At 56.8% G+C, this 24,954-nt stretch carries 23 protein-coding genes and 1 tRNA gene; 14 read left to right on the top strand and 10 right to left on the bottom strand.

Translation table 11 applies throughout. The annotated features are described in order from the left end of the window. The first annotated feature begins 43 nt into the window (after positions 1–43). From recR to ACFQUU_RS06625, 6 genes are all read left to right on the top strand, one after another. Positions 44–640 (top strand): recombination mediator RecR, encoded by a 597-nt coding sequence (gene recR / locus ACFQUU_RS06650; RefSeq protein ID WP_057290538.1) that lies wholly within the window; start codon positions 44–46, stop codon positions 638–640. A gap of 177 nt (positions 641–817) precedes the next feature. Then, entirely contained in the window at positions 818–2,065 is a 1,248-nt protein-coding gene (locus ACFQUU_RS06645) for a CaiB/BaiF CoA transferase family protein (protein ID WP_382244441.1), read from the top strand. A gap of 145 nt (positions 2,066–2,210) precedes the next feature. Then, on the top strand, positions 2,211–3,251 hold the full coding sequence (locus ACFQUU_RS06640; RefSeq protein WP_382244438.1) for an ABC transporter substrate-binding protein: 1,041 nt from the start codon (positions 2,211–2,213) through the stop codon (positions 3,249–3,251). A gap of 149 nt (positions 3,252–3,400) precedes the next feature. Beyond that, positions 3,401–4,210: an ABC transporter ATP-binding protein gene (locus ACFQUU_RS06635; RefSeq protein WP_382244596.1), complete on the top strand. Its 810-nt coding sequence runs from the start codon at positions 3,401–3,403 to the stop codon at positions 4,208–4,210. 92 nt (positions 4,211–4,302) lie between these two features. Further along, positions 4,303–5,154, top strand: coding sequence for an ABC transporter permease (locus ACFQUU_RS06630; RefSeq protein ID WP_382244435.1), 852 nt, complete (start codon positions 4,303–4,305; stop codon positions 5,152–5,154). 223 nt (positions 5,155–5,377) lie between these two features. Further along, positions 5,378–5,956, top strand: a complete 579-nt coding sequence (locus tag ACFQUU_RS06625; RefSeq protein WP_382244433.1) for a HupE/UreJ family protein — start codon at positions 5,378–5,380, stop codon at positions 5,954–5,956. On the opposite strand, the gene ACFQUU_RS06620 is transcribed toward ACFQUU_RS06625, so the two are convergent. After that, positions 5,897–7,432, bottom strand: coding sequence for a PLP-dependent aminotransferase family protein (locus ACFQUU_RS06620; RefSeq protein ID WP_382244430.1), 1,536 nt, complete (start codon positions 7,430–7,432; stop codon positions 5,897–5,899). The genes ACFQUU_RS06625 and ACFQUU_RS06620 overlap by 60 nt on opposite strands. A gap of 166 nt (positions 7,433–7,598) precedes the next feature. Between ACFQUU_RS06620 and ACFQUU_RS06615 the strand changes: the two genes are divergently transcribed. From ACFQUU_RS06615 to serS, 3 genes are all read left to right on the top strand, one after another. Continuing rightward, entirely contained in the window at positions 7,599–8,060 is a 462-nt protein-coding gene (locus ACFQUU_RS06615; protein ID WP_382244427.1) for an OsmC family protein, read from the top strand. A gap of 9 nt (positions 8,061–8,069) precedes the next feature. Then, positions 8,070–8,714: an FMN-binding negative transcriptional regulator gene (locus ACFQUU_RS06610; protein WP_382244424.1), complete on the top strand. Its 645-nt coding sequence runs from the start codon at positions 8,070–8,072 to the stop codon at positions 8,712–8,714. Between the two features lie 126 nt (positions 8,715–8,840). Beyond that, positions 8,841–10,136, top strand: coding sequence for a serine--tRNA ligase (gene serS, locus ACFQUU_RS06605; RefSeq protein WP_382244421.1), 1,296 nt, complete (start codon positions 8,841–8,843; stop codon positions 10,134–10,136). 115 nt (positions 10,137–10,251) lie between these two features. On the opposite strand, the gene ACFQUU_RS06600 is transcribed toward serS, so the two are convergent. After that, positions 10,252–10,374 (bottom strand): hypothetical protein, encoded by a 123-nt coding sequence (locus ACFQUU_RS06600; RefSeq protein WP_382244418.1) that lies wholly within the window; start codon positions 10,372–10,374, stop codon positions 10,252–10,254. A gap of 36 nt (positions 10,375–10,410) precedes the next feature. After that, a complete protein-coding gene (locus ACFQUU_RS06595; protein WP_382244593.1) occupies positions 10,411–12,186 on the bottom strand; it encodes a GGDEF domain-containing protein in 1,776 nt (591 codons plus the stop codon). 439 nt (positions 12,187–12,625) lie between these two features. Between ACFQUU_RS06595 and ACFQUU_RS06590 the strand changes: the two genes are divergently transcribed. After that, a tRNA-Ser gene (locus ACFQUU_RS06590) sits at positions 12,626–12,715 on the top strand. Positions 12,716–12,921: 206 nt separating this feature from the next. Here ACFQUU_RS06590 and ACFQUU_RS06585 read toward each other — a convergent pair. The 4 genes from ACFQUU_RS06585 to ACFQUU_RS06570 all read right to left on the bottom strand — a co-directional run bounded on the left by ACFQUU_RS06585 (position 12,922) and on the right by ACFQUU_RS06570 (position 16,434). Beyond that, positions 12,922–13,185 (bottom strand): hypothetical protein, encoded by a 264-nt coding sequence (locus ACFQUU_RS06585; protein WP_382244415.1) that lies wholly within the window; start codon positions 13,183–13,185, stop codon positions 12,922–12,924. A 139-nt stretch (positions 13,186–13,324) separates the two neighbouring features. After that, a complete protein-coding gene (locus ACFQUU_RS06580; protein ID WP_382244590.1) occupies positions 13,325–13,819 on the bottom strand; it encodes an ankyrin repeat domain-containing protein in 495 nt (164 codons plus the stop codon). Between the two features lie 200 nt (positions 13,820–14,019). Continuing rightward, on the bottom strand, positions 14,020–15,624 hold the full coding sequence (locus ACFQUU_RS06575) for a catalase (RefSeq protein WP_382244412.1): 1,605 nt from the start codon (positions 15,622–15,624) through the stop codon (positions 14,020–14,022). A gap of 318 nt (positions 15,625–15,942) precedes the next feature. Next, on the bottom strand, positions 15,943–16,434 hold the full coding sequence (locus tag ACFQUU_RS06570) for a polyhydroxyalkanoate granule-associated phasin (RefSeq protein WP_382244409.1): 492 nt from the start codon (positions 16,432–16,434) through the stop codon (positions 15,943–15,945). 365 nt (positions 16,435–16,799) lie between these two features. Here ACFQUU_RS06570 and ACFQUU_RS06565 point away from each other — a divergent pair, with 365 nt between their 5' ends. Further along, positions 16,800–18,257 carry a Ppx/GppA family phosphatase gene (locus ACFQUU_RS06565; protein WP_382244407.1) on the top strand — a complete coding sequence of 486 codons (1,458 nt, stop codon included), beginning with the start codon at positions 16,800–16,802 and terminating at the stop codon, positions 18,255–18,257. 36 nt (positions 18,258–18,293) lie between these two features. On the opposite strand, the gene ACFQUU_RS06560 is transcribed toward ACFQUU_RS06565, so the two are convergent. Together ACFQUU_RS06560 and ACFQUU_RS06555 are read right to left on the bottom strand one after the other, a co-directional pair. Further along, positions 18,294–19,454, bottom strand: coding sequence for an ABC transporter substrate-binding protein (locus ACFQUU_RS06560; protein WP_382244405.1), 1,161 nt, complete (start codon positions 19,452–19,454; stop codon positions 18,294–18,296). 161 nt (positions 19,455–19,615) lie between these two features. Further along, positions 19,616–21,688, bottom strand: a complete 2,073-nt coding sequence (locus ACFQUU_RS06555) for a methyl-accepting chemotaxis protein (protein WP_382244402.1) — start codon at positions 21,686–21,688, stop codon at positions 19,616–19,618. 162 nt (positions 21,689–21,850) lie between these two features. Here ACFQUU_RS06555 and ACFQUU_RS06550 point away from each other — a divergent pair, with 162 nt between their 5' ends. The 3 genes from ACFQUU_RS06550 (at position 21,851) to ACFQUU_RS06540 (ending at position 24,312) form a co-directional block, all read left to right on the top strand. Further along, on the top strand, positions 21,851–22,342 hold the full coding sequence (locus ACFQUU_RS06550; RefSeq protein ID WP_382244399.1) for a hypothetical protein: 492 nt from the start codon (positions 21,851–21,853) through the stop codon (positions 22,340–22,342). A gap of 134 nt (positions 22,343–22,476) precedes the next feature. Next, positions 22,477–23,724: a DUF445 domain-containing protein gene (locus ACFQUU_RS06545; RefSeq protein ID WP_382244397.1), complete on the top strand. Its 1,248-nt coding sequence runs from the start codon at positions 22,477–22,479 to the stop codon at positions 23,722–23,724. Positions 23,725–23,760: 36 nt separating this feature from the next. Further along, the gene (locus ACFQUU_RS06540) at positions 23,761–24,312 is read left to right on the top strand and encodes a hypothetical protein (protein WP_382244394.1); all 552 of its coding nucleotides are present in this window, start codon (positions 23,761–23,763) and stop codon (positions 24,310–24,312) included. A 168-nt stretch (positions 24,313–24,480) separates the two neighbouring features. Here the strand turns inward: ACFQUU_RS06540 and ACFQUU_RS06535 are convergent, their stop codons facing one another. Further along, positions 24,481–24,948 (bottom strand): SixA phosphatase family protein, encoded by a 468-nt coding sequence (locus ACFQUU_RS06535; protein WP_382244391.1) that lies wholly within the window; start codon positions 24,946–24,948, stop codon positions 24,481–24,483. Between the last annotated feature and the right edge of the window lie 6 nt (positions 24,949–24,954).

Below are 24,954 nucleotides of genomic sequence, written 5' to 3'. Positions count from 1 at the left end.
CGGGTCTGCCTGACTTAACCTCATTGCGGTAACAGACACCTTAGTGAAATCGCCTTCCAGCCTTGAATTCCTGACCGAAGCCCTGCGCAGGTTGCCCGGTATCGGGCCCAAGTCCGCGCAGCGGCTGGCATACCACCTGATGCAGCATGACCGGGATGGGGCTTCCATGCTCGGGCGTGCATTAACGCAGGCTGTCGAACGCGTTCATCACTGCGCCAAATGCAATACCTTCACGGAAAACGAACTCTGCGAAATGTGCATGGATTCCGATCGGGACGAGTCCCTGCTTTGCGTGGTCGAAACACCTGCCGACCAGTTGATGATCGAGCAGACAATGACTTTCAAGGGTTTGTATTTCGTGCTGATGGGGCGGCTTTCGCCGCTCGATGGCATCGGCCCCAAGGATATTCACCTCGAAAAGCTGATTGCACGCGCTACAGATGGCATAGTCAAAGAGGTCGTGCTCGCCACCAACTTCACCAACGAAGGCGAGGCGACAGCGCATTACATCAGCGAAACCTTGAAGGCACGTGGTCTCAAGGTGAGCCGTCTTGCGCGCGGCGTGCCTGTGGGGGGCGAACTGGAGTATGTCGACGCCGGTACGATCGCACGCGCCATGCTGGATCGGCGATCGACTTGACCGTTATACGGTGCACGACTCTACCGCGAGATGCTGCCTCGGAACCTGCAGAATTGATTTCGACTCGATGTATTATCAATTCAGATCACGCTGGTGCGCATGGGTTGTCTGCGCCCCTTGCCAGTATCCCGAAACAACCCGCATACCGCACACCTGCTCGACATCAGCTTCAGGGATATGACAGAGAAAAAAACATCCGGCGGCCCACTCGCCGGCATCAAGGTACTCGAACTTGGCACACTGATTGCCGGTCCGTTCTGTTCACGCATGCTGGCCGAATTCGGCGCCGAGGTCATCAAGATCGAATCGCCCGAAGGTGGTGATCCGATACGTCAATGGCGCGTTCTGAAAGACGGTACTTCGTTGTGGTGGTCAGTGCAGTCGCGCAACAAGAAAAGCGTCACGCTCAATATGAAGGACGCGCGTGGTCAGGAAATCGCGAAGCGGCTTGCACTCGACGCCGACATCATTATTGAAAACTACCGGCCTGGCGTCCTTGAAAAATGGGGTCTTGGATTTGAAGATCTGAAGCAAATCAATCCGGCTACCATCATGGTGCGCCTGTCGGGATACGGCCAAACCGGGCCGATGAAGGATTTGCCGGGTTTCGGCGCCATCGGGGAGTCGATGGGCGGCTTGCGCTATGTGTCCGGGCATCCGGATCGGCCGCCAGTGCGGATCGGGATTTCAATTGGCGATTCCGTGGCCGCGTTACACGGCGTGATCGGCGCGATGATGGCTCTGCGCCATCGTGACGTAAGCGGTGGCCGCTGGAATGGCAAGACCGGGTCGGATTGCGTTGCAGGCCAGGGGCAGATGGTCGATGTGGCGTTGTACGAAGCGGTTTTCAACATGATGGAATCACTGGTGCCCGAATACGACCATGCCGGCGTAGTACGCGAACGTACCGGCGGCGCCTTGCCTGGCATCGTGCCTTCGAATACCTATACCACGGGCGACGGTGAAAACATCGTGATTGCCGGCAACGGTGATGCCATCTTCAAGCGCCTGATGCTGGCCATCGGTCGGCAGGACATGGCCGACGATCCTCAGCTTGCCCGCAATGATGGACGCGTGCCGCGCACTGCCGAGATCGATGGCGCCATACAGGCATGGTGCAGTACCCAAAACATTGAACAGGCGCTGGCCATATTGAAAGCCGCGGACGTTCCGGTGGGCAAGATTTATTCCGTGCGCGACATGATGAGCGATCCGCAGTTTCTCGCACGTCAGATGTTCGAACAACACGCGTTCGCCGATGGCACGCCCATCAAATTGCCTGCGATTACCCCCAAGCTGTCCGCAACGCCAGGCGAGACAAAATGGATGGGACCTGGACTTGGTGAGCACAGTGCTGAAGTCTTGCAGACACTGGGTTATGATGATGAGCAGATCGCGCAACTAAGACGCGAGCGTGTCATCTAGCGGCGCATCCTGAGAGGTCTGACAGGGTGCGCAACAACATGTCATACCCGCGCGTCCTGCGTTCGCGCGTTCGGACGACGGTGGAGCGAATCAAGCTCACGCAGCGTGAAGCAGTGAATACTGCGAACAATAATTCGGAGACATCATGAACAAGAACTTCTGGAAGCAGTTTGCCATTGCCCTTGCACTTTTCCTTGCCGGGTATCTCACCTTCAACGGAAATCTGTTTGCCCAAACGCTGGAGAAACCCAAAGTCTCCATCGCCGTTGGCGGCAAGAATCTGTTTTATTACCTGCCTCTGACTATTGCCGAACAACTCGGCTATTTCAAGGATGAAGGCCTGCAAGTCGAGATCAGCGACTTTGCCGGTGGCGCAAAGGCTTTGCAGGCATTGGTTGGCGGCAGTGCCGATGTCGTCTCCGGTGCTTATGAGCACACGATCAACATGCAGGCGAAAGGCCAGCCTATCACCGCCTTCGTGTTGCAAGGCAGGGCACCGCAAATTGTCCTCGCGGTTTCCAACAAGACCATGCCCAATTACAAAAGCATTGCCGACCTCAAGGGTAAAAAGATCGGCGTTACCGCGCCAGGGTCGTCGACCAACATGATGGCCAACTTCGTGCTCGCCAAGGGCGGGCTTAAACCGAGCGACGTTTCCTTCATTGGTGTGGGTACGTCGGCTGGTGCAATATCCGCATTGCGCTCCGGGCAGATCGATGCCATCGCCAACCTCGATCCGGTCGTCACCATGCTGCAGCAAAAGAATGACGTCAGAGTGGTGGCCGATACCCGTACGCTGAAGGACACCAACGAGATTTTCGGCGGACCGATGCCGGCTGCAACGCTGTATACCACCGAGGACTTCCTGAAAAAGAATCCCAACACCGCGCAGGCACTGACCAACGCGATGGTGCGTGCGCTCAAATGGCTGCAGAAGGCCGGTCCATCGGACATCATCAAAGTGGTGCCGGAGAGTTATCTGCTCGGTGACCGTGGCTTGTACATCGATGCTTTCATGAAAGTGCGTGAAGCACTCTCACCTGACGGCATTATCCCGGAAGCCGGGCCAGCCACCGCGCTGAAGACACTGCAGGCATTCGATACCGCTGTCGCGAGCAAGAATATCGATCTCGCCAAAACCTACACCAACGAGTTTGCCAAAAAGGCGAATGCGAAATACAAGTAAATACAAGCAGGTCAGCAGGTGACGCACCGCCAGACCAGAAAAGCAGAGACAACTGAAGCCGGTATGGTATTGAACCCACCATACCGGCTTCATCCAAATGAACAGGCCGTTTTCCCTCAAGGGCATGAACAACGATGACACCAGCGACGATGACACCAGCGCTTGCTCTCGACGACATTTCCTGTACTTTCATTTCCAAAGACGACCGTTCGCAACGTTACACCGCGGTTGCTGACACCAGCCTGCATATTGCGCCGGGAGAATTCGTTTCCGTGGTCGGCCCGACAGGTTGCGGCAAGTCGACGCTGCTCAACGTCGGTGCTGGCTTGCTAGCGCCTTCGACGGGAACCGTGAAGGTATTTGGAGAGCCGCTGGACGGAATTAATCGCAGGGCCGGATACATGTTTCAGACCGATGCATTGATGCCCTGGCGCAGCGCCTTGCAGAACGTAGTCGCCGGATTGCAGTTTCGCGGCGTCAGCGACGCCGAAGCCAGGCGGCTGGGCGAAGAGTGGCTGGCCCGGGTCGGCCTGCAAGGATTCGGTGACCGCTATCCGCATCAGCTGTCAGGCGGCATGCGTAAACGGGTGGCACTGGCACAGACGCTGATCCTTGATCCGGACATTATCCTGATGGACGAACCGTTCTCGGCACTCGATGTCCAGACACGGCAATTAATGGAAAACGAGGTACTGGATCTGTGGAACGCAAAGAAGAAAGCGGTGCTGTTCATTACCCACGACCTTGATGAAGCCATTGCCATGTCGGACAGGGTAGTGGTGCTGTCTGCGGGACCGCAAACACATCCCATTGGTGAGTTCCATATCGATCTCCCACGACCGCGCGACGTTGCCGAGATCCGCATGCACCCACGGTTTGTGGAGCTGCATGCGCAAATCTGGAATGTGCTGCGCGAAGAAGTCCTGAAGGGATACCAGCAGCAGAAAATCAAGGCATAGCGATAAAGCTGGCAATAAGAGTACCAAGAGCAATAGCGGTAACGACTACCTATCGCCTTGCGTCATCGGCAAATCAACAAAACAGATAATCGATGCTGAACCTCATTAAACCGAACCACAAAAACCTGCGCATCTGGCAAGTCCTCGTGCTGATCGTATTCTTTGCAATATGGCACTTCGCGACCCGCGATCCAAAGGCTGCATTTTTCTTCGGTGAACCGCTCAAGGTAATGGTGCGCATCTGGCAGTGGTTCACAGTGGGTAGCGGTTCCCTGGAGGTCGGGCTCGGGGACAGTACCTGGTTTACCCTGAATTTTCCGGCGGAGATTTATCCGCACCTGCTGGTGACTTTGACAGAAACGCTGCTGGCCTTTGGCATCGGCACGCTGCTCGGCCTGGTCTTTGGATTGTGGCTGGCCCTATCGCCGCTGACTTCAGCCATTTTCGATCCGTATATCAAGGCAGCCAACTCGATGCCGCGGGTGATTCTCGCGCCGATCTTTGCGATGTGGTTCGGTCTCGGTATCTGGTCGAAGGTGGCGCTTGCGGTAACGCTGGTGTTCTTCATTGTGTTCTTCAACGTGTACCAGGGCGTGAAGGAAGTGAGTCCCGTCGTGCTGGCGAACGCACGCATGCTCGGCGCCAATCAGCGTCAGCTGCTGCGTCAGGTCTACCTCCCGTCGGCAACATCATGGGTATTTTCGAGCCTGCATACTTCTGTCGGTCTGGCGTTTGTCGGCGCAATCGTGGGTGAATATCTTGGATCTGCACGCGGTGTCGGCTACCTGATCCTCCAGGCGGAAGGCACTTTCGATATCAACACGGTGTTCGCCGGGATTCTGGTGCTGACTGCATTTGCGCTGGTGCTGGATACCGTGGTTGGCATGATTGAGCGTCGGCTGATGAAGTGGCAGCCAAAGAGCGGCGAGACAGAAAAGATGTAGAGCAGGCTCGGGTCTTGCTAAGAGAGTGCCGAAGAATGCGCAAAGTGGTTCCCAAAGTAGGTAGGGACGTGTTCGCCGATATGTGTCATGGGAAGATGGCACCAAGAAGGTGACCGCGACCCGATCTGGTAAGGACATGCGCAATGACAGTGCAGCAATGCACCGTTTCAGTACAACCTGCACCAGTAAATGGAGGACTATCTTGCACCGACCACGCTCACTCATGATTTGCACTCTCTTCATCGCTTCTGCCGCCATGCTGGCCGGTCCAGCCTTTGCCCATCCCGGCGCACATCATGCGAGCGCAAGCTTTGCGGTTGGTCTGTCACATCCTTTCGCGGGTTGGGATCATCTGCTGGCGATGCTGGCGGTTGGCATCTGGGCCGCACAACAGAAACGTGCTCTGGCCTTGCTGATGCCGCTGGCTTTTCCCTTGATGATGGGACTGGGCGCAGTTCTGGCGATGCAATTCGGTAGTCTCCACTATGTGGAGTCCGGTATTGCGGCTTCAGTTGCGCTGCTAGGGTTGCTGGTTGCCTTCGCGGTTCGGATGCCAGTGGTTGCCGGGGCAGCCATCATCGCACTGTTCGGTTTTCTGCATGGCTATGCACATGGCATCGAGGCACCCGCCGGCGGATCGATGTTCGCGTACGGCGCGGGCTTTATCGCTGCCACAATAATGCTGCATCTGGCAGGCATGCTCAGCGGTATGTTCGCCCGTAGCGCAATCACGACAGGGTTGTTACGTGCTGGTGGCGGCGCGATGGCGACTGCCGGCGTGGCCCTGCTGGCGCTTGCCTGAATGCGCCTCCAGCAACTTGCACAAGCTGTCCACGCCGCGCCGGATCTCGGCCGGCGGGATGGCCGCAAATCCTAATAGCAGGCCGCAGGCACGCGTGACTCGTGAGCGGTCCTCCGGTTCATTATAAAAATAAGAAAGCCCGCGCAATTCCAGTCCGTATTCCAGTCCTGTCCGGGCGACGGCGTGGTCGTCGCATTTTTCACTGAACATCACCGGCAGGTGCAGTCCTGTATCAGTGGTGCCCAATTCCAGGCGGTCGGATAAACGCTCCTGCAGGGAGTGAATCAATACATCGCGCCTTTGGGCATACATATCCCGCGTACGCCGGATATGCCGCTGAAAATGCCCCTCATTGATGAAGTCTGCCAATACTGCCTGCGGCACCAGTGGCGCGTGACGATCGAGGATCGCCTTGCCCTGCGCAAAGGCCTCGGCCAGTTGGACGGGCGCGACGATGTAGCCGAGACGCAAGCCGGGAAACAATACCTTTGAGAGGGTGCCGACATAGATAACGCAGCCTGAATTATCGAGGCTTTGCAATGACGCCAGCGGCGGGCCATCGTAGCGATATTCACTGTCATAGTCGTCCTCGACGATCCAGGTCTTGTTGGCTGCGGCCCAGGCCAGCAATTCAAGTCGGCGTTGCAGGCTCATGGTCATGCCAAGCGGTAGCTGATGCGTGGGGGTGACATACACCAGTCGCGCATCGGGATAGTGTGCAATCCCGTCGCCGACGCACAAGCCATCGCCGTCGACCGGTACCGGACAGATGGCGGCATCGGCTGCCTTCAGCGATGCATTGATTCCACGATACCCCGGCTCTTCCACCCAGGCCTGGTCGCCCGGCATCAGCAGCATGGTCGCAATCAGGTAGACCGCTTGCTGCGATCCGGAAGTAATGATGATTTGCTCGGCCGTGCATTGCACACCACGTGCGGCGCGCAAGTAGCCTGCCAGTGCCTCGCGCAAGGGCATATAGCCTGCCGGATCGCCATATCCCAGTTCATGGGAAGGCCGCCTCCAGCGCCTTGCTTCCAGTCGCGACCAGATATCGAACGGAAATGCGTCCAGTCCCGGCATGCCGATACGGAACGCGCGCGGGGCCCCCTGATGGTAGGGCAGATATGCGTCAGGTCCGGAAAGGCGTGCGCCACGGGCAGAAAGAGGACGGATCGGCTGCGCATGAGGTTGAGGCTGCCTGCGGTTCGGGAGAGGCAGCGATGCGCTGACAAACGTCCCTTTGCCGACCACGCCGGACAGGTAACCTTCGGCCAGCAATTGTGCATAGGCGTTCAGGATGGTTTGCCGGGATACGCCAAACAGCTCGGACAACTCGCGAGTGGGAGGCAGCTGGACGCCGGGCTCCAGGGTGCCTGAGAGAATGGCTTGCTTGATCGCGGCATAAAGCTGGCGAAACATTGGCGTCGATGCGGCGGGATCGAGGCGCAAGGTGGCGAGTGACTGGGCTAAGTGCATGGCATGGCTGGTATTTAAATTGGTATTCTTAAATTACCATTTATTGGTACTTTAAGAAAGCCAGAGCGATAGGTAAGCTTTCTCGCTATCGGTGCTGTGCGTCCAAGTGTTTACGTGCCCATGCACCTTGACTTCGCTATTTAACCGCCATTTATTGCGAGAAATCATGCATACCTACGAAGCTACCATTTCCTGGAGTCGCGGAGAGCAGCCTTTCAGCGACAACCGTTACAGCCGCGGCCATCGCTGGAGTTTTGACGGCGGCATCGACGTACCGGCCTCATCATCGCCCTCGGTCGTACCCGAGCCGATGTCGGTTGCTAAGGCGGTTGATCCGGAAGAAGCCTTTGTCGCCGCGGTCTCAAGCTGTCACATGCTGACTTTTCTCTGGATCGCAGGAAAGCAGGGATTCATTGTTGACAGCTATGACGACCATGCACTGGGCGTGATGGAAAAGAATGCAGAAGGCCGGATTGCTGTTACCCGCGTTATCCTGCGGCCGCGCATTGTGTTTGCCGGCGAGCGGCAGCCCGGTGCGGAGGAAATCGACCGCCTGCATCATCAGGCGCATCAAGACTGTTTCATTGCCAACTCCGTGAAATCGCAAATCCTGGTCGAACCTGCATAAAGGAGTCCGATGTACATTCCATCCAAATTTGAAGAAACCCGTACCGAGGTCATGCACCAACTGATGCACGACCACCCCCTGGGCACCCTGGTGACACTCGGAGGCAATGGTCTCAACGCCAATCATTTGCCATTTGAAATCGCTTCCGATGGCCCGCTGGGGACCTTGCGCGCCCACGTTGCGCGCAGCAACCCGGTGTGGCGGGATACATCGGCTGCGACCGAGTCACTCGTTGTATTTCAGGGGCCGCGTGCGTATATCAGTCCGTCGTTCTATCCGACCAAACTTGAGGACAGCAGAGTAGTGCCAACCTACAACTACATGGTGGTGCATGCGTATGGCACGCTACGTGTCATAGACGACCCGGCATGGATTCGCGCGCAACTGGAGCGCCTGACGCAGGCGCATGAGGCAGACCGGGCCGTATCCTGGCAAGTGAGCGATGCACCGGCCGACTTCATTGCGAAGTTGCTGCCCGCGCTCGTCGGCATCGAGATCAGCATCACCCGCTTGTTGGGAAAATGGAAAGTCAGCCAGAACCAGCCGGAAATAAACCGGGCCGGTGTGGAGGCGGGTCTGCGGGCAGAAAAAACGGGGGATGCTACGGCGATGGCCGAGGCGGTCGCCAAGGCAGCACTACGAGCCGGACCATAACCGGCTTGCCGCTTCGTGAGCTGCCAGCTTTCTTGGCAATAATCAAGCTCCTTCGGCGACCCGATTGCAAGCCGGACGGTCCCTGCTTGGTACAATGGCGGTTTCGCAATCAACACCGGCACTTTCATGATCGATATCCAACTCCTCCGCAAAGACATCGACAGCGTCGCGGCGCGCCTTGCTGCTCGCAAGTTTCAGCTGGACGTCGCCGCCTTCAATGCAATGGAGGCTGAACGCAAGCAGATCCAGACCCGCACCGAAGAACTGCAAGGCAAACGCAATACCTTGTCCAAACAGATCGGCATGCTCAAGGGCAAGGGCGAAGACACCACTGCCGTCATGGCGGAAGTTGCCGGCATTGGCGACGAGCTCAAGGCTTCGGCCGAACGTCTTGATGCCATCCAGGCGAAGATGAGCGAGTTTATTCTCGCCGTGCCCAACCTGCCGAATGAGTCAGTCCCGGTTGGTCAGGATGAAAGCGGCAATGTGGAGGTACGCAAGGTCGGTACGCCGCGCAGCTTCGATTTCGAGGTCAAGGACCATGTCGATGTCGGCGCCACGCTCGGACTCGATTTTGACGTCGCCGCCAAGCTGACCGGATCGCGCTTTGCGGTGATGAAAGGCGGCATTGCCCGTCTGCACCGGGCGCTCGCGCAGTTCATGCTCGATACCCATACCGCCGAGCATGGCTATACCGAATGCTATACCCCGTACATGGTCAACGCCGATTCCCTGCGCGGCACCGGTCAGCTTCCCAAGTTTGAAGCCGACCTGTTCGCGACAAAGAAGGGAGGGCAGGAAGGTGAGGGCGAAGCGCTCTACCTGATTCCGACCTCCGAGGTGCCGCTGACCAACATGGTGCGCGACGAAATCGTTGCCGCCGATGCACTACCGATCCGCATGACCGCGCATACACCGTGCTTCCGTTCCGAAGCCGGCAGCTATGGCCGCGATACCCGCGGCATGATCCGCCAGCACCAGTTCGACAAGGTCGAGATGGTGCAGGTTGTTCATCCCGAAAAATCCTACGAAGCGCTCGAAGAGATGGTCGGACACGCCGAGAACATTTTGAAAAAACTCGGTCTGCCTTATCGTGTCATCACGCTTTGCACCGGCGACATGGGCTTCGGCGCAGCCAAGACCTATGACCTTGAAGTGTGGTTGCCGGCCCAGAATACGTATCGGGAGATTTCATCGGTATCCAATTGCGAAGCCTTCCAGGCACGTCGCATGCAGGCTCGCTTCCGTAATGCGCAAGGCAAGCCGGAACTGGTGCACACCCTCAACGGCTCCGGTCTCGCGGTTGGCCGGACCCTGGTTGCCGTCCTCGAAAATTATCAACAGTCGGATGGCAGCGTCGACATTCCCGAGGTCTTGCAGCCTTACATGGGCGGTCTGAAAAAGCTTGCGCCTGCGTCATAAGTTTTTAAACAACCGGGTGCCCGCGTGTGGCTGTAGCTAGCGGTCAAGTGGGCAGTTCGCTCTTGCGTGGTTGCTGGCGTAAGCTCAGGACAGGTAGATTTACGTGGGGTTGGTGCTAGAGCGCTTTCACCCTGACCGTACCGACGATGTCGGATGCTTTGCCCGCGGCACGGCGTTGCGCCTCCTTGCCATGGCTCGCCATGTCGCGTCGGCGCGCCTTGTTCCGCAGCCAAATCACCTCAGCCTCGCCTGGCCCGGTCAGGGTGAAAGCGCTCTAGCCCCACGTCGCGGGAGCCAATCCCTTGCGTCGTTCAATAAACAAACTGTTGCCGGGAATTTTCTTTGCCTGTTTTTTTGCATCCGCCGCCGCCGCTGCGATCTGGTGATGCGACAGAAATTTTCCGGACTCCACGCGGACCACACCAAGTGAGATACTGATCAACGGGTGGAGCACCTTCCGTCCGCGGCGATCTTCGCTGACATAGGCGCCACGCTCACGGTCTTGCGCGCTGTAGTGCCCGGGAATTGCCGTGGCCATTACCTCCATGATGCTGCGGCAACGCACTTCCCAGTCTGCGCTCTGAAACAGCACGATGAAATCATCGCCGCCGATATGGCCGATGAAATCGCGTGTGGGATCGCAATGCGCCGCCAAGGTCCTGCCGGTTAGCTGGATCACATCGTCGCCCTTGCGATAACCGTACGCATCATTGAAGGGCTTGAAATGGTCCAGGTCCGCATAGCACGCAAAGAAAGGTACGCCACTCTGCAGTAGACGGTCGATATGCTCATTGATCGGCACATTCCCCGGCAGCATGGTCAACGGATTCGCGTAGCGCGCCGCATTGATTTGCATCTGCGTGATTTCGCGCATCAGGTCCTGGCCGGTGCCCATGCCGATATATCGACCTTCGGCCGTGATGATGAAACCGTTCGACAGGTGATGATGGTCGGCCTCGACGATGGTGCGGCTGAGTTCTCGCAGGCTAGTGTCCTTGTCGATGATCAGCGGGGACGGGTCCATGAAAGTCGTACAGGGCTTTTTGCCATAGACGTCGCGCGAGAACAGACGGGCGAAGCGGTCAATCAGATCATGACGCGTGATCAGTCCCACCGGAATACCGTTTTCGACGACAGGCACAATCTGCAAGCCTGGCGCGCCGATGAACATTTCATACACATCGGTATTCGTCATCGCAGGTGAGACCGGCGGTATCGGCCGCAACAGCTTGGTGGCAGTGATGACGTTATGTTCCAGAGCAGCCCGGTAAGGGTAGACCGACACACCATTGCGGTTGAGTGATGCCACTATATCGGCGGCGACATTCGGTGCCGGATGTGCATGTGGCCTCGCGATATGGTAGCCCTGACCACAGGCAATGCCAAGGTCACGGATCAGCAGCAATTCGGTCTGTGTCTCGATTCCTTCGGCGATCGCGATCGTGCCGGATTCCTGGGCGATTTCCTGAATCGAGCGGACGAACTGCAGCTTCACCGGATCCTGATTGATGCCTTGCACAAAATGCATATCAATTTTTACGTATTCCGGACGCAATTCCGACCATAGCCGCAAACTGGAAAAGCCTTCCCCCAGATCATCGATGGCAATCTGAAAACCCATTCCACGATAATGCATTACCGCTTCGCGCAGCAGGTCGTAATCATAGGTAGGCTGGTTCTCGGTCAATTCGATGATGACCCGATCCGGATGGATACCTACTTCATCGATGTAGCCAAGCGTTTCCCCATGCCGCGCCTGCGGCTGCAGCAACATTTCCGGACTGACGTTGAGGAACAGTTTGCCGGGCAACTGCAATTCCGCAAAGCGTTCCAGCACCACGCGGCGGCACATGTGCTCAACCTCGACACTGAGATGGTGCGCGCGGGCGACTTTGAAGAGATTCATCGGCGAATGCAGCGGGCTATCCGAAGGTCCGCGAATCAGGCCTTCATAACCGACGATGCCTCCACGTTGCATGTTGATGATGGGCTGGAACAGGGCAGTCAGCTGTCGCTGATGCAGGATTTCGTGTAATCGCGATAACAGCATGACGTCTTTGCTCTCCAGCTGTTTGCTCACGTCATCATCCCTGTCGTTGGCTGCTTTTCGAGCGAGACAGTGGCCAACAGGCAGGTTGATCGCGCCGGCAGGCCGTACGCCGGGCGGGGAGGTAGTCTTGATCGGATACTCCTGTGCCAGGGTGTTATCAGGCGCGATCGAAAATGGGTGCGGGCTCAAAACAGGCTTTCTTGTTTTTATTGATAGGGACTTTGATACTGCCTCCGGAATGCTAATAAACCTTTATGACAGGATGATGATAGAAAGAAACTTTTTCGGGCGGTGTCGCCAACGTGGCGTCAGAAAATACCTTGCCAGACTTTGTCGAAAGGGCAAAAAATTAATCCGCTGCAACCCCTATTCGGCGTCGGAATATGTCTGCTATAATCTCGTGCTTTGCGGTGCTAACCCGCCGCAAGACGACCAAGACGGAGAGGTGGCAGAGTGGTCGAATGCGCTGGACTCGAAATCCAGTATACGTTTATGCGTATCGAGGGTTCGAATCCCTCCCTCTCCGCCAGAATGCGAAAAAGCCCTTGAGATTGCCTCAAGGGCTTTTTTATTGCGTGTCGGCGCTGCCTGACTTATTTAATGACTGCTTTGCAGGTTCGGGTTCGCAACAAGAAACGCCTGGCAATATGCAGCATGCACATCCTGTGCCGCCAATACAAGCGCTGCGATACCTTCGGAGATGGCTAGAGCGCGTCAAGCTTTGGTTCTTCCTGTTCATGGCAAATCGGATTTTGGCGGAGTGGCGGTTGCCAGCATCGTCAGTGCTTCCATGGCTTGCTGCGGTTCACTGTTCTTGCGCGTCACACTGAACCGCATCTCGGCCATATCCAGCGTCGGCCCTCGTAGTTCAGCACCCAGAATCCGACGCATTTCACGGTGCGCCTCATGCCTTCTTAAATTCGATTCGTGAGACATAACCACCTCCAGAACACTAACAATGGCAGCCCGGCGGACGCAGATCACGTCCTGCAACTTCATTGGACTGGCTTGCTGTGTATCGATGAGTAGCTTGGGGAATCAGAAGGTTCCGGAGGGAGGTCAGGTTGGTTGACTCTCAGCGCAAAATTCGAACAGACAGAGTTTGTCAGCCAGGACAAATGCGGGTGGAACAACGAATTTATTGCATCGGTCGCGCCAGTTGGGCAGCGGTGTCATCGGCACCCATGATGCGTGCGGCATCCAGGGCGGTAAGACCGCTTGCATCACGCGCCTGTAAATTGGCGCCGCGTTCAATCAACAGGTCGACCACAGCGGTGCGATTGAACATTGCAGCAAGCATCAGCGCTGTCTTGCCGCCCGGCGCGGCGCCTTCGACATGGGCACCGTGGTCGAGTAGTAGCCGCACAACTCGCAAGTCGCCCTTGTATGCCGCACCGGCCAAAGGTGTCTGTCCCTGGTCATTATGCAGTTCAGGGTCGGCCCCATGCTCAAGCAGCGCTTTCGCCGCATCGAAATGCCCGTGGTAACACGCCAGCATCAGCAAGCTGTCGCCCTTCTCATTGCGCAGATTGGGTGGCACACCGCGATCAAGCAATGAGGTAAGCGTCGCCGTATCCCCGGCGCGCACCAGCTGGAATATCTTCAGCGCAAAATCCAGAGTTTCCTGGTCCATGATCTTGCGCTCGCCGCCGCCGTCGGTTCCTGTCGAGTGTTGCATGTGGGTCCTTTCATTTCAGGCTGTAGTCATACATTGCTACGCAACTAAACTACTACAACCGCGTGAGGAAAATCGTGCGTATCCCGCACACTCCTGCATAGAATGTATCTGCGCGCTACACGCACACAGATACATGGACTTAACTTGCTTTTGACTTACTTAATACTCGCCGGCTCGTCAGTTCGTGCTTGTGTTTCCTGCTGGCCGCTGGTGTACGTCGGCGCGGCACGACGCTCATGTGGCGCGGGCTTGCCGGGCAGCGTTGGCAGCGCCTTGGCTTTCTCCAGGTCGATGCCGGCGACTTGCGCCACACGACGGCCGTAGTCTTCATCGCAATGCCACAGGTGCCAGACCATGCGCAGCTGGATCGGCTCCGGACATTGCTTGAGGTCGCCGCCGATATTGGCGATCAGGTCCTCGCGTTCCCAGTCTTCGAAGCTGCGATAGCGGTCGCCTGCCTGCTTGTAGTCGTCCGCGGTACGCGAAGTCTGGTAGCGGCCGAGGTGACCTTCAACCCACTGGTGATAATCCTTTGCCGGTTTCGGTGCTTCCTGCAGGCCGCCGAGTACGCTGGGTTCATAGTTGATGTGTTTGTTCTCGCCGCCGCCATCGACGTAAAAGGCCATCTGGGCGTCGCGCTGGTTGGTGCGGGCGCGGGCGGCTTCCTGTGGCGCGTTGATAGGTAGTTGCAGATAATTCGGGCCGACGCGGTATCGCTGCGTATCGGAGTAGGACAGGGTGCGCCCCTGCAGCATCTTGTCGTCCGAGAAATCAATGCCGTCGACCAGTACACCGGTGCCAAATGCTGACTGCTCCGTCTCTGCAAAGAAGTTATCGGGATTACGGTCAAGTACCATGCGTCCCAGAGGCAGCAACGGAAACTGGTCTTCAGGCCAGCGCTTGGTGTCGTCCAGCGGATCGAAATCGAGTTCAGGGTGATCGCCGTCGGCCATGATCTGCACGCAGAATTCCCATTCCGGGAAATCGCCACGCTCGATCGCGTCATAGAGATCCTTGGTAGCGTGACCAACGTCCTGCGCCTGAATTTCGGCTGCCTGCGCACTGGTCAGATTACGCACGCCCTGTTTCGGTTGCCAGTGGAACTTCACCAGATGGGCAACGCCCCGATCATTTACCAGCTTGTAGGTATTGACGCCGGAGCCTTCCATTTCGCGATAGTTGGCCGGAATGCCCCATGGACTCTTGACCCAAGTCACCATATGCAGCGTTTCCGGCGACTGCGACACGAAATCATAAAAGCGCCACGGCTCCTGACGATTGGTCACGGGGTCGGGCTTGAATGCATGGATCATGTCGGGAAACTTGATCGCATCGCGAATGAAGAAAACCTTGAGGTTGTTACCGACCAGATCCCAGTTACCATCGACTGTCTTGAGTTTGACGGCAAAGCCGCGCGGGTCACGTGCCGTTTCCGGCGAATCCTTGCTGCCGATCACCGTGGAGAATCGGACGAAGACAGGAGTACGTACGCCTGTCTGGGTAAGAACCTTTGCGCGTGTATATTTCTCGGCAGGCTCATTGCCGATCTTGCCGTAGGCCTCGAAATATCCGTGTGCGCCTGTGCCGCGCGCATGCACGACACGCTCGGGAATACGTTCGCGATCGAAGTGCGTGATTTTTTCAATGAACTGATAATTTTCTAGTGTGGCCGGGCCGCGTTCACCGACCGAGCGCAAGGCCTGGTTGTCGCTCACAGGGTGGCCCTGTCGGGTAGTAAGAGTAGGTCTCTGGTCGCTCATGACGTTCCTTTCGGGTGCGGTAATGAAAGATGTATGGACAAAATGATAGGGCCGGCACGCGTATAAGGATATTTGATTGTTCTTATGTGTTTAATAGCGTTCTCGTCGGAAATCAGTTGTGCGCAAACACCCTATGCATCTACCGGCTGAAGCACATCTGGAGAGGATGAGAGAAGCACAACTCACAAGGGTTCCTGCGACATTGCTTAAACGGTCTGCAGCGGAAGCTCTGCAACATCATTGCCTTGTCGCAAAAGTGCGAGCAAAACGCACTAGCAAGACCAAGCGCAACGGTTTACCTCGTAACGCCCCGGATCATCAAGGTTTGCCTAGTCGCCGCGCATTCGACGTTGCGCGAGAATGAATCGGCTTAAGCCCATGCTGCGCGACACGCGCTATATTTCCGGAGAGACTGGTTGCCGCGGTCAAGGGAGCAAGGAAATTGCGCATCAACGTGGCTTGCCCTCCGGCTGTCAGGACAGAAGCAGGTGTCGCCGCCAGTGCAAACAGGCTCGTGGCGCCAGTCATGTATTGCCGAAAGGCGGTCGAAGCCATTTCTATCTGTAGTGCAAACATGCGGTCCATGACTGCTTGCGCCGACTCGGTCGCCGCCTCGAGTTTTTCTTGCCCCATCAGGGTGAACTCCTTGCGGTCGCGCGCATTCGGCATAGGGCCCGCCATTGCCATGCGGCTGGTACGGTGGCCGATGACCTGCGATGAAGCGAATAGCATTTCGCTGGTTTTGAAGCCCAGTTGCATCCATACGAGCAAAGGACTGGCGTTGGGGTAGCGAAGACGCTGGGAAGACATGGTGACTCCTGTCCAGGAAGGGTGGCGGTGAAGGTGAAGTATGTCGGATCAATCGCGATGCCGGGCAGTGGAGCGCTCCCAACGGCGAAAATTCGGCAGGCAACTTGAATTTGAGTGATTGCACAGACGCTAAGTTCGTTAAAATCAAGTTGTCGTGCGCTATACCGGAACATCGCTCAATGGTGGACGGTCCGATCGATATGGCGGGTGGTCATGGCGGTGTCATGAACCACGATTAAGGTAAAAAGTTTTTGCCCGGAATAAGCTTGCACCATGACGCTGCACCTTTCCCTATATGGCAAAACAACAGGGCAACAGGGAAGCAGCGGCATCGAGCCGGCTCGTGACAGGAATGGGGAACATACATGTTTGCTGCGGTAGATCTTGGGTCCAACAGTTTTCGCATGCATATCGGCAGGCACGACGGTAATGCGATCCGTATCGTCAAGACGGCGCGCGACCCGATCCGCCTGGGAGCCGGTCTCGATGCGGAGGGCAATCTGACCGAACAAGCCATGCAGACGGCACTGAACTGCCTGCGCAACTTTCGGGCCATACTCGACGACTATTCACCCGATGCCGTGCGCGTAGTAGCTACCAACACCATGCGCATCGCAAAAAATGCCGCAGAATTTCTACCTGCCGCGGAAGAAGCCATCGGCCACACCATCGAAATCATTTCCGGGGAAGAGGAAGGGCGGCTGATCTACATGGGCGTGTCGAGTGCGCTGGCTGCGCCGGATGAGCGCCGGCTGGTGATCGATATCGGCGGCGGTTCTACCGAACTCATCCTTGGCCATGGCCCGGAGATCCTGCATGTCGAATCGTTCAGCATCGGTACCGCACGGCACAGCGAGTCGTTCTTCGCCAACGGCGTACTGGATGCTGCCGCCTTTACGGCAGCTACCCTGTCCGCACGTTCCTATTTCGAAGATGCGGTCACGCCCTATAATTCCAGTCACTGGAGCGCCGCCTACGGTTCATCGGGCACCATACGTGTGATGTCGGATGTGATCGCCAAGAATGGTATTGGCGATGGCCGCATGTCGTTGCTTAGTCTCGAAGCGTTGCGTGACCGGCTGATTGCTTTCGGTCACGTCAATGCAGTCAATCTGCAAGGCGTGAAACCGGAGCGCATCATTGTCATGGTAGGTGGGCTGCCCATCCTGATCGGCATCATGCAAGAGATCGGTATTACTGCAATGACAGCAGTCGATGCGGGATTGCGCATGGGGGTGCTGTGGGATCTGCAGTTGCGCGGCACCCGGCGCGATCGTCGCGAGCAATCAGTCATCGAATTCATGCGGCGTTTTCAGGTCGACCAGAGCAGGGCGCATCGCGTTGCCAACACGGCGGCCGCGCTTTACACGCAGCTCAAACCCAGTTCGGATTCCTATGCCAGGTATTTGTACTGGAGCGCGCTGCTGCATGAAATCGGCATGGCGGTGTCGCATACCGGTTATCACAAACATGCCGCTTACATGGTCGACAATGCTGACATGCCAGGCTTTACCACCCGTGAACAACGTCTGATGAGCACTCTGATCATTGCGCAAAAGGGCAATCTGCGCAAAGTGAGCGAATCGCTCGACGATAGCGATTTCGCCAAGGCGGTGCTGGCATTAAGAATGGCGGCGATGCTGATGCACTCGCGTATCGAAGCCGATGTGGATGAACTGAAAATCCGGATGAAAAGCCGTATCGAGCTTGAATTGCAAAAAGCCTGGCTTGCCCGGCATCCCACTGTGTCATATTGGGCAGATAAGGAGCGCGGCTTCTGGAAGGAAGTCGACATCGACTTCAGCGTCCGGGTCTTGTCCTGACGTCGATGCAGACTAATGTGAGCGCCCTGCAAGTGATCAGAACATCAGACTGCTGCCTTTCTTGAACAAGGCTATATCGAGATAGGACGAGAGGCGATTGCTGTTGGCACCAGTTGTAATCGTCATGCCGCCCAGATCTATCTCACCCTCTTGTGCGGCCAGTTCCTGAAGCGCATTGCGCGGTCCGCGTCTGGAATTCCGTAAAACCTTGACCAGTGCTTTAGCTGCAACAAAACCTTCTAAGGTCAATGCTGACAGTGACTCATCGCGGTACTTGCGCATCATGTTCATGTGTTCTACCTGCAGCAACGACGTCCCTGCGTTCGGATTCGGGACGACTTGCGAAAAGACGGTCCATTCCACCGCCTGCGGGCCGGCGAGTTCACGCAGCGTCGTAAGATTGGTCAGGGACGTGCCGGCGACGAATGTCTGCCTGTCGAGCTTGCGATATTCCCGCAAGAAGAGCGCCGTGCCAATGGTATCCGCGACCACCAGGACGAAACCAGGCCGCGATGCGGCAAGCTTTTCTGCTTCCTTGCGAATTTGTTCGGCTTGTGCACCCTGGATCCCGATGCGTACAATTCCGGTCAGCTTCATGCCGTGATCGCGAACTTCCACAGCCAGGTTTTTGTATGCTTCCTGGTTCGATGCCGTGTCCTGAAAGACAATGCCAACCTCTTTCATGCCCAGCTTCCCAAAGTGGCTGAATATATGCCGGAGCTCCTGGCGATAACTGGGTCGCCAGTACATCACGCGTGCATCACGCACATGATCTGCTGCCGCCAGCGGAGCGAAGAGCACGAGGCCGCTACGGCGGAAAGCATTGGTGTTCAGCACAGCATCCATGCTTGCGTCACCGACGCCGCCCATCAGCACATCGGCCTGGCCGCGATCCAGCAATTCTGTCGCCGCCTCCGCGGCGAGGGACGCCTGTCCACGGTCATCATGTACGACATACTGGATTTTTCGTCCGCCAATGCCGCCAGAGGCATTGACCATGTCGAAGCAGGTCTTGATGCCGGCAACATAGTCGCGCCCGATGTCGGCATTGGGGCCGGAAAGATCAATCGACTGACCGACGATAATCGGATTGGCACCGGCGGCAAAGGCCATTGATGAAACCGTGAGGGCAAGGCTAAGGCTGAGGCTTTGTATCAACTGCTTAGGGTGCATAAGATACGGGAGGGCTGGGTGCATGAAGAGATATCCGGATAAATGAATTCGGCCGCTATTCTTGCTATTGAATATGACGCTGTGATGAATGTGTATATGTAACGCATTCAGCTTGCACGTCGCGTAGATCGAGGCAGTTCCAAGGCGCGAAAGAAGCGTCCTGGAGCTTCATGGGCGGTCAGCTTTTATGCGCGACGCGCTTGGTCTGCGTAATCGACATGGCCAGAGCGGGTATGCGTAATACGCGGTTGCCTTGTCATGGGGAGCACGGCGCATGGTGTTGTGATCAGTGCGGAAGGGTAAACGGCAAGATCCTTCTCCGGTTCGTCAAGCCGGAAAACCGACACAGCCTGCGTAAGCAATTGCGCCTGTTGCTGTAGGTCCTTAGCGGCGGACGCAGCCTGTTCGACCATCATGGCGTTACGCTGGGTCACTTCATCCATTTGAGCCATCGCCTGGTTGACCTCTTCAATGCCGAGTGTCTGTTCGCGGCTGCCCACCGCAATCTCGGTCATGATACTGGCGACCTGCTCAACTGACATCACGATATCGGTCATGTTGGCACCCGCCACAGCGACCAGTTCGTTACCGGTATCGATCTCGCGTACCGAGTTTTCGATCAGTGTCTTGATCTCTCGCGCCGCGTCGCCGGAGCGCTGCGCCAGTGCGCGAACCTCCGCTGCGACGACGGCGAATCCGCGTCCGTGCACGCCAGCACGTGCAGCTTCGACCGCCGCGTTCAGGGCCAGAAGGTTGGTCTGAAAAGCGATGCCGTCGATGACTCGAATAATGTCGATGATCCGGCAGGAACTCGATTTGATGGAACCCATGGTGTCAACCACGTGTTCCATCGCTTGCCCGCCGCGACGCGCGACATCAGCGGCATTGGTCACCAGTTGGCGCGCGTGACCTGCACTTTCTTCGTTTTGCCTGACCACGGCGGTCAGTTGTTCCATCGAGCTTGCAGTCTGTTGGAGTGCGCTCGCCTGCGACTCCGTGCGCAAAGCCAGTTCGGCATTGCCGGAGGCAATCCCGGTCGACGTCAGATTGATCGACTCGCTACCACCGCGCACATTTGTGACCAGGCGCGAGAGGCCGAGGACCATGTCGCCGAAGGCGTTGACCAGACGGCCGATCTCGTCGCGTGCCTGCGAGGTAATGTGGCGGGAAAGATTGCCGGCGGCGGCGCCGGCAACTACCTCTTCAAGAAGACTGATTTCGCGGGTGAAGGATACGTAGAACCCGGCGAGAAGAAAGGTAGCGGCGGCAAGCGCAATCGCCAGCACAAACGCGATCCAGCGTATTCTGGCGGCATGTCGGTCCAGGCGTTGCGCCAGGAGAGTGTCCAGTTCAACCGACGCGGTTGCGGCCAATGCATGCAAACCATCGACGGCATTTGCACCTGCTGTAAAAAAATCCTTCCCTGATGTCTGATTGTAGGAATTCAGGACTTCTGCCTGTGCACGTTCCAGAAAAACGTGGGTGCCCTCGAGGACATTCCGATGTGCGGCCAGGCGCGCACGCAGTTCCGGATGTTCACGAAAAATGGCGTCCAGTTTCAGGGGAACCTGCTCCAGGTCCCGACGCACCACCATGACCGTTGAGTTCAGCAATAAGTCTTCGTTTGCCTCGAATAGTCCGGTATCGATATACGCCGCGCCCCGCCCAGCAATCTGCGCGATCGCTTCAGCCATATCGGGCAACGTATCCGCAAAGAGATGCGCCAGATACTGGCCACCTAATTCGGGGTCGAGCATGAGCCCTGACTTGTCGGCAGTGAGTTGCAACAGCTTTTTCATCTGGTCCAGCAAAGCGGACTGCGCGGCGTAGGCTTCCTTCGCCTTCATGGCGTCAAGCTTGCTGCCAAGCGCAAACCATTCCCTCTTGGCGGCCAGCAAAGCTTCTTCAGCTTCCTTACCTCCGACACCGGCAAGGTGAAGTGACGTAAAGCGCTTTTCGAGCGAGGATTGTAGTACCGCAGTCTGGTCGGTCACGCCGGTATTGCCGGACAAAGCCATATGACGCAGTCCGCGCAATTTTTGCATATCGCTTACCGCATCCGACAACATGCGGACTGCTTTTACTCCGTCACGCTCTCTTTCGGCTGCCAGCATGGACTGCTGTAACTCGGAAAACAGCAAGCCGGACACCAGCAACATGGGCAAAAGGAACAATGCCGCTACCAGCATGAATTTTGGCAGGAGACGTAGTCGATCCATGACAAAGGTGGCCGGGGCGAGAAGAGAAGTGACATTCATTGACGTTTTCATATTTGTTGATTTGCGCCAATTCTGAAGATGGATTATGACAACGTGATGAAGCCTGGCGCCGGAGCAGCCAAGGGCGAAACATGATCAAAGTTGCATATACAAAATATATGATATAAATTGTTTATACTATTATTTACATAGGAGAGGTTCATGGCAAAAAGTCCGGCATCCCCATCTACACCCACCGTCAAGCCGCTCGCGGCCAACCCGGTCAAGAGCAAAAATCCTGCATTGAAAACACCGGCTGAAGCGATTCAGCCACCAATCCCGGTGGCAAGTTCGGCGCCGCTGACCAAGCCGGTGGCAAAGGTGCAGGAAGTTGCGCCGAAGGATGCCAAGGCGGAAAAGAAACGCACAGGTAAAGTTGCCAAGGAAGACGGCAACAAGTCTGGCGAAACCAAGGAAAAGACCAAGAAAACCAAACTGGTACGGGATAGCTTTACGATGCCGGAGGCAGAATATGCCGTACTCGGCGACGTGAAGAAAGCCTGTCTGAAAGCCGGAATCGCGGTCAAGAAAAGTGAATTACTACGGGTTGGCGTGGCACTCATTCGCCAGCTCGATACGGCGAAACTGAAAGAGGAACTGGACCGCTTGCCAGTGCTCAAGGCCGGTCGCCCAAAGAAATCGAAAAACGCCTGACTCGGATTCCGGCCTCCTGCGGCTTGCATTCCCGAACGGTCCCTGTTGTCAAATGTGAACCAATCGCATCTTTCGGTGCTCGAACCGGATGAAATTCGAAGGGCCACTCAGCAACCCTGGGGACGTACCAGTTAATGCAAGAACAAGAACAGGCAATTCAATTAAACAAGACAAGACGACTGGCAACCGGCCTGTTGCTCACAATGGCGGTGTTGTTCGTCGTGTCGCGTCTGCTGCAGCCGCGTTATCACTACCTGTCCTTTGTGTCGGCCTTTGCCGAGGCAGCGATGGTCGGCGCACTGGCCGACTGGTTTGCAGTAACGGCGCTGTTCCGTTCGCCGCTCGGGCTGCCGATCCCGCATACCGCCATTATCCCCCGCAACAAGGACAGGATCGGCGACAGTCTGTCAAACTTTCTCGAGCATAATTTCATCACCCAGGAAGTCATCCGCGAGGAATTGCGCGCGATCGATTTTTCCGGTGCGGCGGCTTCCTGGCTGTCCCAGCCAGAAAACAGCCGGTCTGTATCCCGGCAGGTAGTGCGCAGCGTCCCGAGCCTGCTGAAGGTGGTCGAAGATGAAGACGTGCGTCAGTTCATGCAGAACCGGCTTTCTTCCGCACTTGAGAACACTAAATTTGCGCCAATTCTTGCCGAGATTCTTACGGTGCTGGTGGCAAGCGGGCATCACCGAGCCTTGTTTCATCACATGATCGGACTAGCCGCCCGCGCCCTGGAGCACAACAAGCCATATATCCGCTGGAAAATCCATGAGCACAGCCCACGCTGGATGCCCAAGGCATTCGATGAAAAACTCTATGTACGGCTGCTGGAAGCGGTGCAAAGCACGCTCGATGAGATGCGAGATGAAGACAGCGAATGGCAGACGCGTTTTCAGAACCTGGCAAATGAATTCATCGAGCAATTGCGCACCTCGCCGGAATACGAGGCAAAAATCGATGCGGTGCTGGGCGACATCCTGAATCATCCCTTGGTGCGCGATTACACGCTCCATGTCTGGCATGACGTCAAGTCGCGCCTGATTGCGGATGCCGTGTCACCCGATTCACAGATGCGCGCGAAACTCGACCAGGCCGTCAGCGCATTTGCAAACGAGCTGCTGCGCGACCAGAAAGTACAGAAGAAACTCAATCAGTGGATACGCATCTTCGCGACCGAAACCATTGTCGGTCGCCGGGAAGACATCGCCGATCTCGTATCGCGCGTGATCCGTAAATGGGATGCCGAGACCATGTCACGCAAACTGGAATTGCATGTGGGCAAAGACCTGCAGTATATCCGGATCAATGGCACGATTGTCGGCGGCCTGGTTGGCTTGGTATTACATGCGATTACCTTGCTACTGTGGAGCAGCGGTGCATAACCTCGCAAGCCATAGTCGCCGAGCCTGCGAGATCGAATGGATCAGTGCAATCCGGAGAAGGGGAAGTACAATGAAATTGATGCTATTTCCGGCAGGATGAGCCGTTCGAAGGAGGTCAAGATGCTGGCGCACATGAAGCACAAGAAGCAAATGACAAACCCGCGATTCGCAACACTCCTTGTATTCCTCGCGTTCGGTATTGTTTCCGCTGGCACGGTCGCCGCAACTGGCGCCAATGCGAATGACATACAGGCTCGCTATCAAACCGAATCCGCAGCGTGTCGCCAGCTCCCGGTCGCAGAGGAGCGGACAGCTTGCCTGAGGGAAGCAGCTGCTGCGCGGAATGAAGCACTCAACGGTCAACTGAGCGATGCACAGGAAACGTATGAGCGGAATGCGCTGGCGCGTTGCAATGCGCTGCCGGTATCGGATCAGGAAATGTGCAAGCGCCGTACGCGCGGTGAAGGCGTCGTGAGCGGCAGCGTTTCTGAGGGCGGTGTGTACCGCGAGTACCGGCAAATTACCATGCCCGACGCGGTACAGATCGAGACTGTGGTTGTGCCGTCCGCGCCAACCAGCGGCCAGTAAAAGCTCGGAGGGATTGCAGCTTATCGTGAGCGTTACCGCTAGTCTCATTAGCCCCGCTGGCTTCAAGAGCTTCACGAGCTCCGCCAATGAAACCAGCCGAGACCGCCCATTCCTCTGAAACCTCGCGGGCAACGGACCGTGCCTGGCACCGCCATGGCGTTACGGCAGTTACTTCCCTGCCAGATCGGCCCCCAGCACGACCCTGATGTAATTTGCATCCGCTTCGTCGGCCGCCTTCTGTGCGATCCAGACGATGCTGCCTTTGCGCATCACCCAGTCCTGTTCGGTGCCCGCAATCAGCAGTGAGGCGACGTGTCCGAGGGTAGGCTGGTGTCCGACAATCAATACCGGTTCACGACTCGAAGGCCATTTGGCGGCTTCGAGAATAGCGTCGGCAGTCGTGTCGGTCGCCAGTGATGCATGAGTCTTGAATTTGCGGCCAAGCGCTTCGGCTGTCTGCACGGTGCGCACTGCGGGACTCGCGAGAATGCGGCACTCGGACGGCAGGTTGCGGTCCAGCCATTCTCCCATTTTGACCGCCTGCTTGCGGCCTTTCGCGGTCAGTTCACGCGCTGCATCGGGCTTGTCCGCGTCGTGCGGTTCAGCCTCGGCATGTCGCCACAGGATCAGGTCCATCGCATT

Source organism: Herbaspirillum sp. GCM10030257 (assembly GCF_042666555.1).
GTDB lineage: Bacteria > Pseudomonadota > Gammaproteobacteria > Burkholderiales > Burkholderiaceae_D > Noviherbaspirillum.
Note: the sequence above shows the minus strand (reverse complement) of the source record. Positions and strands in the feature narration are given on the sequence as shown.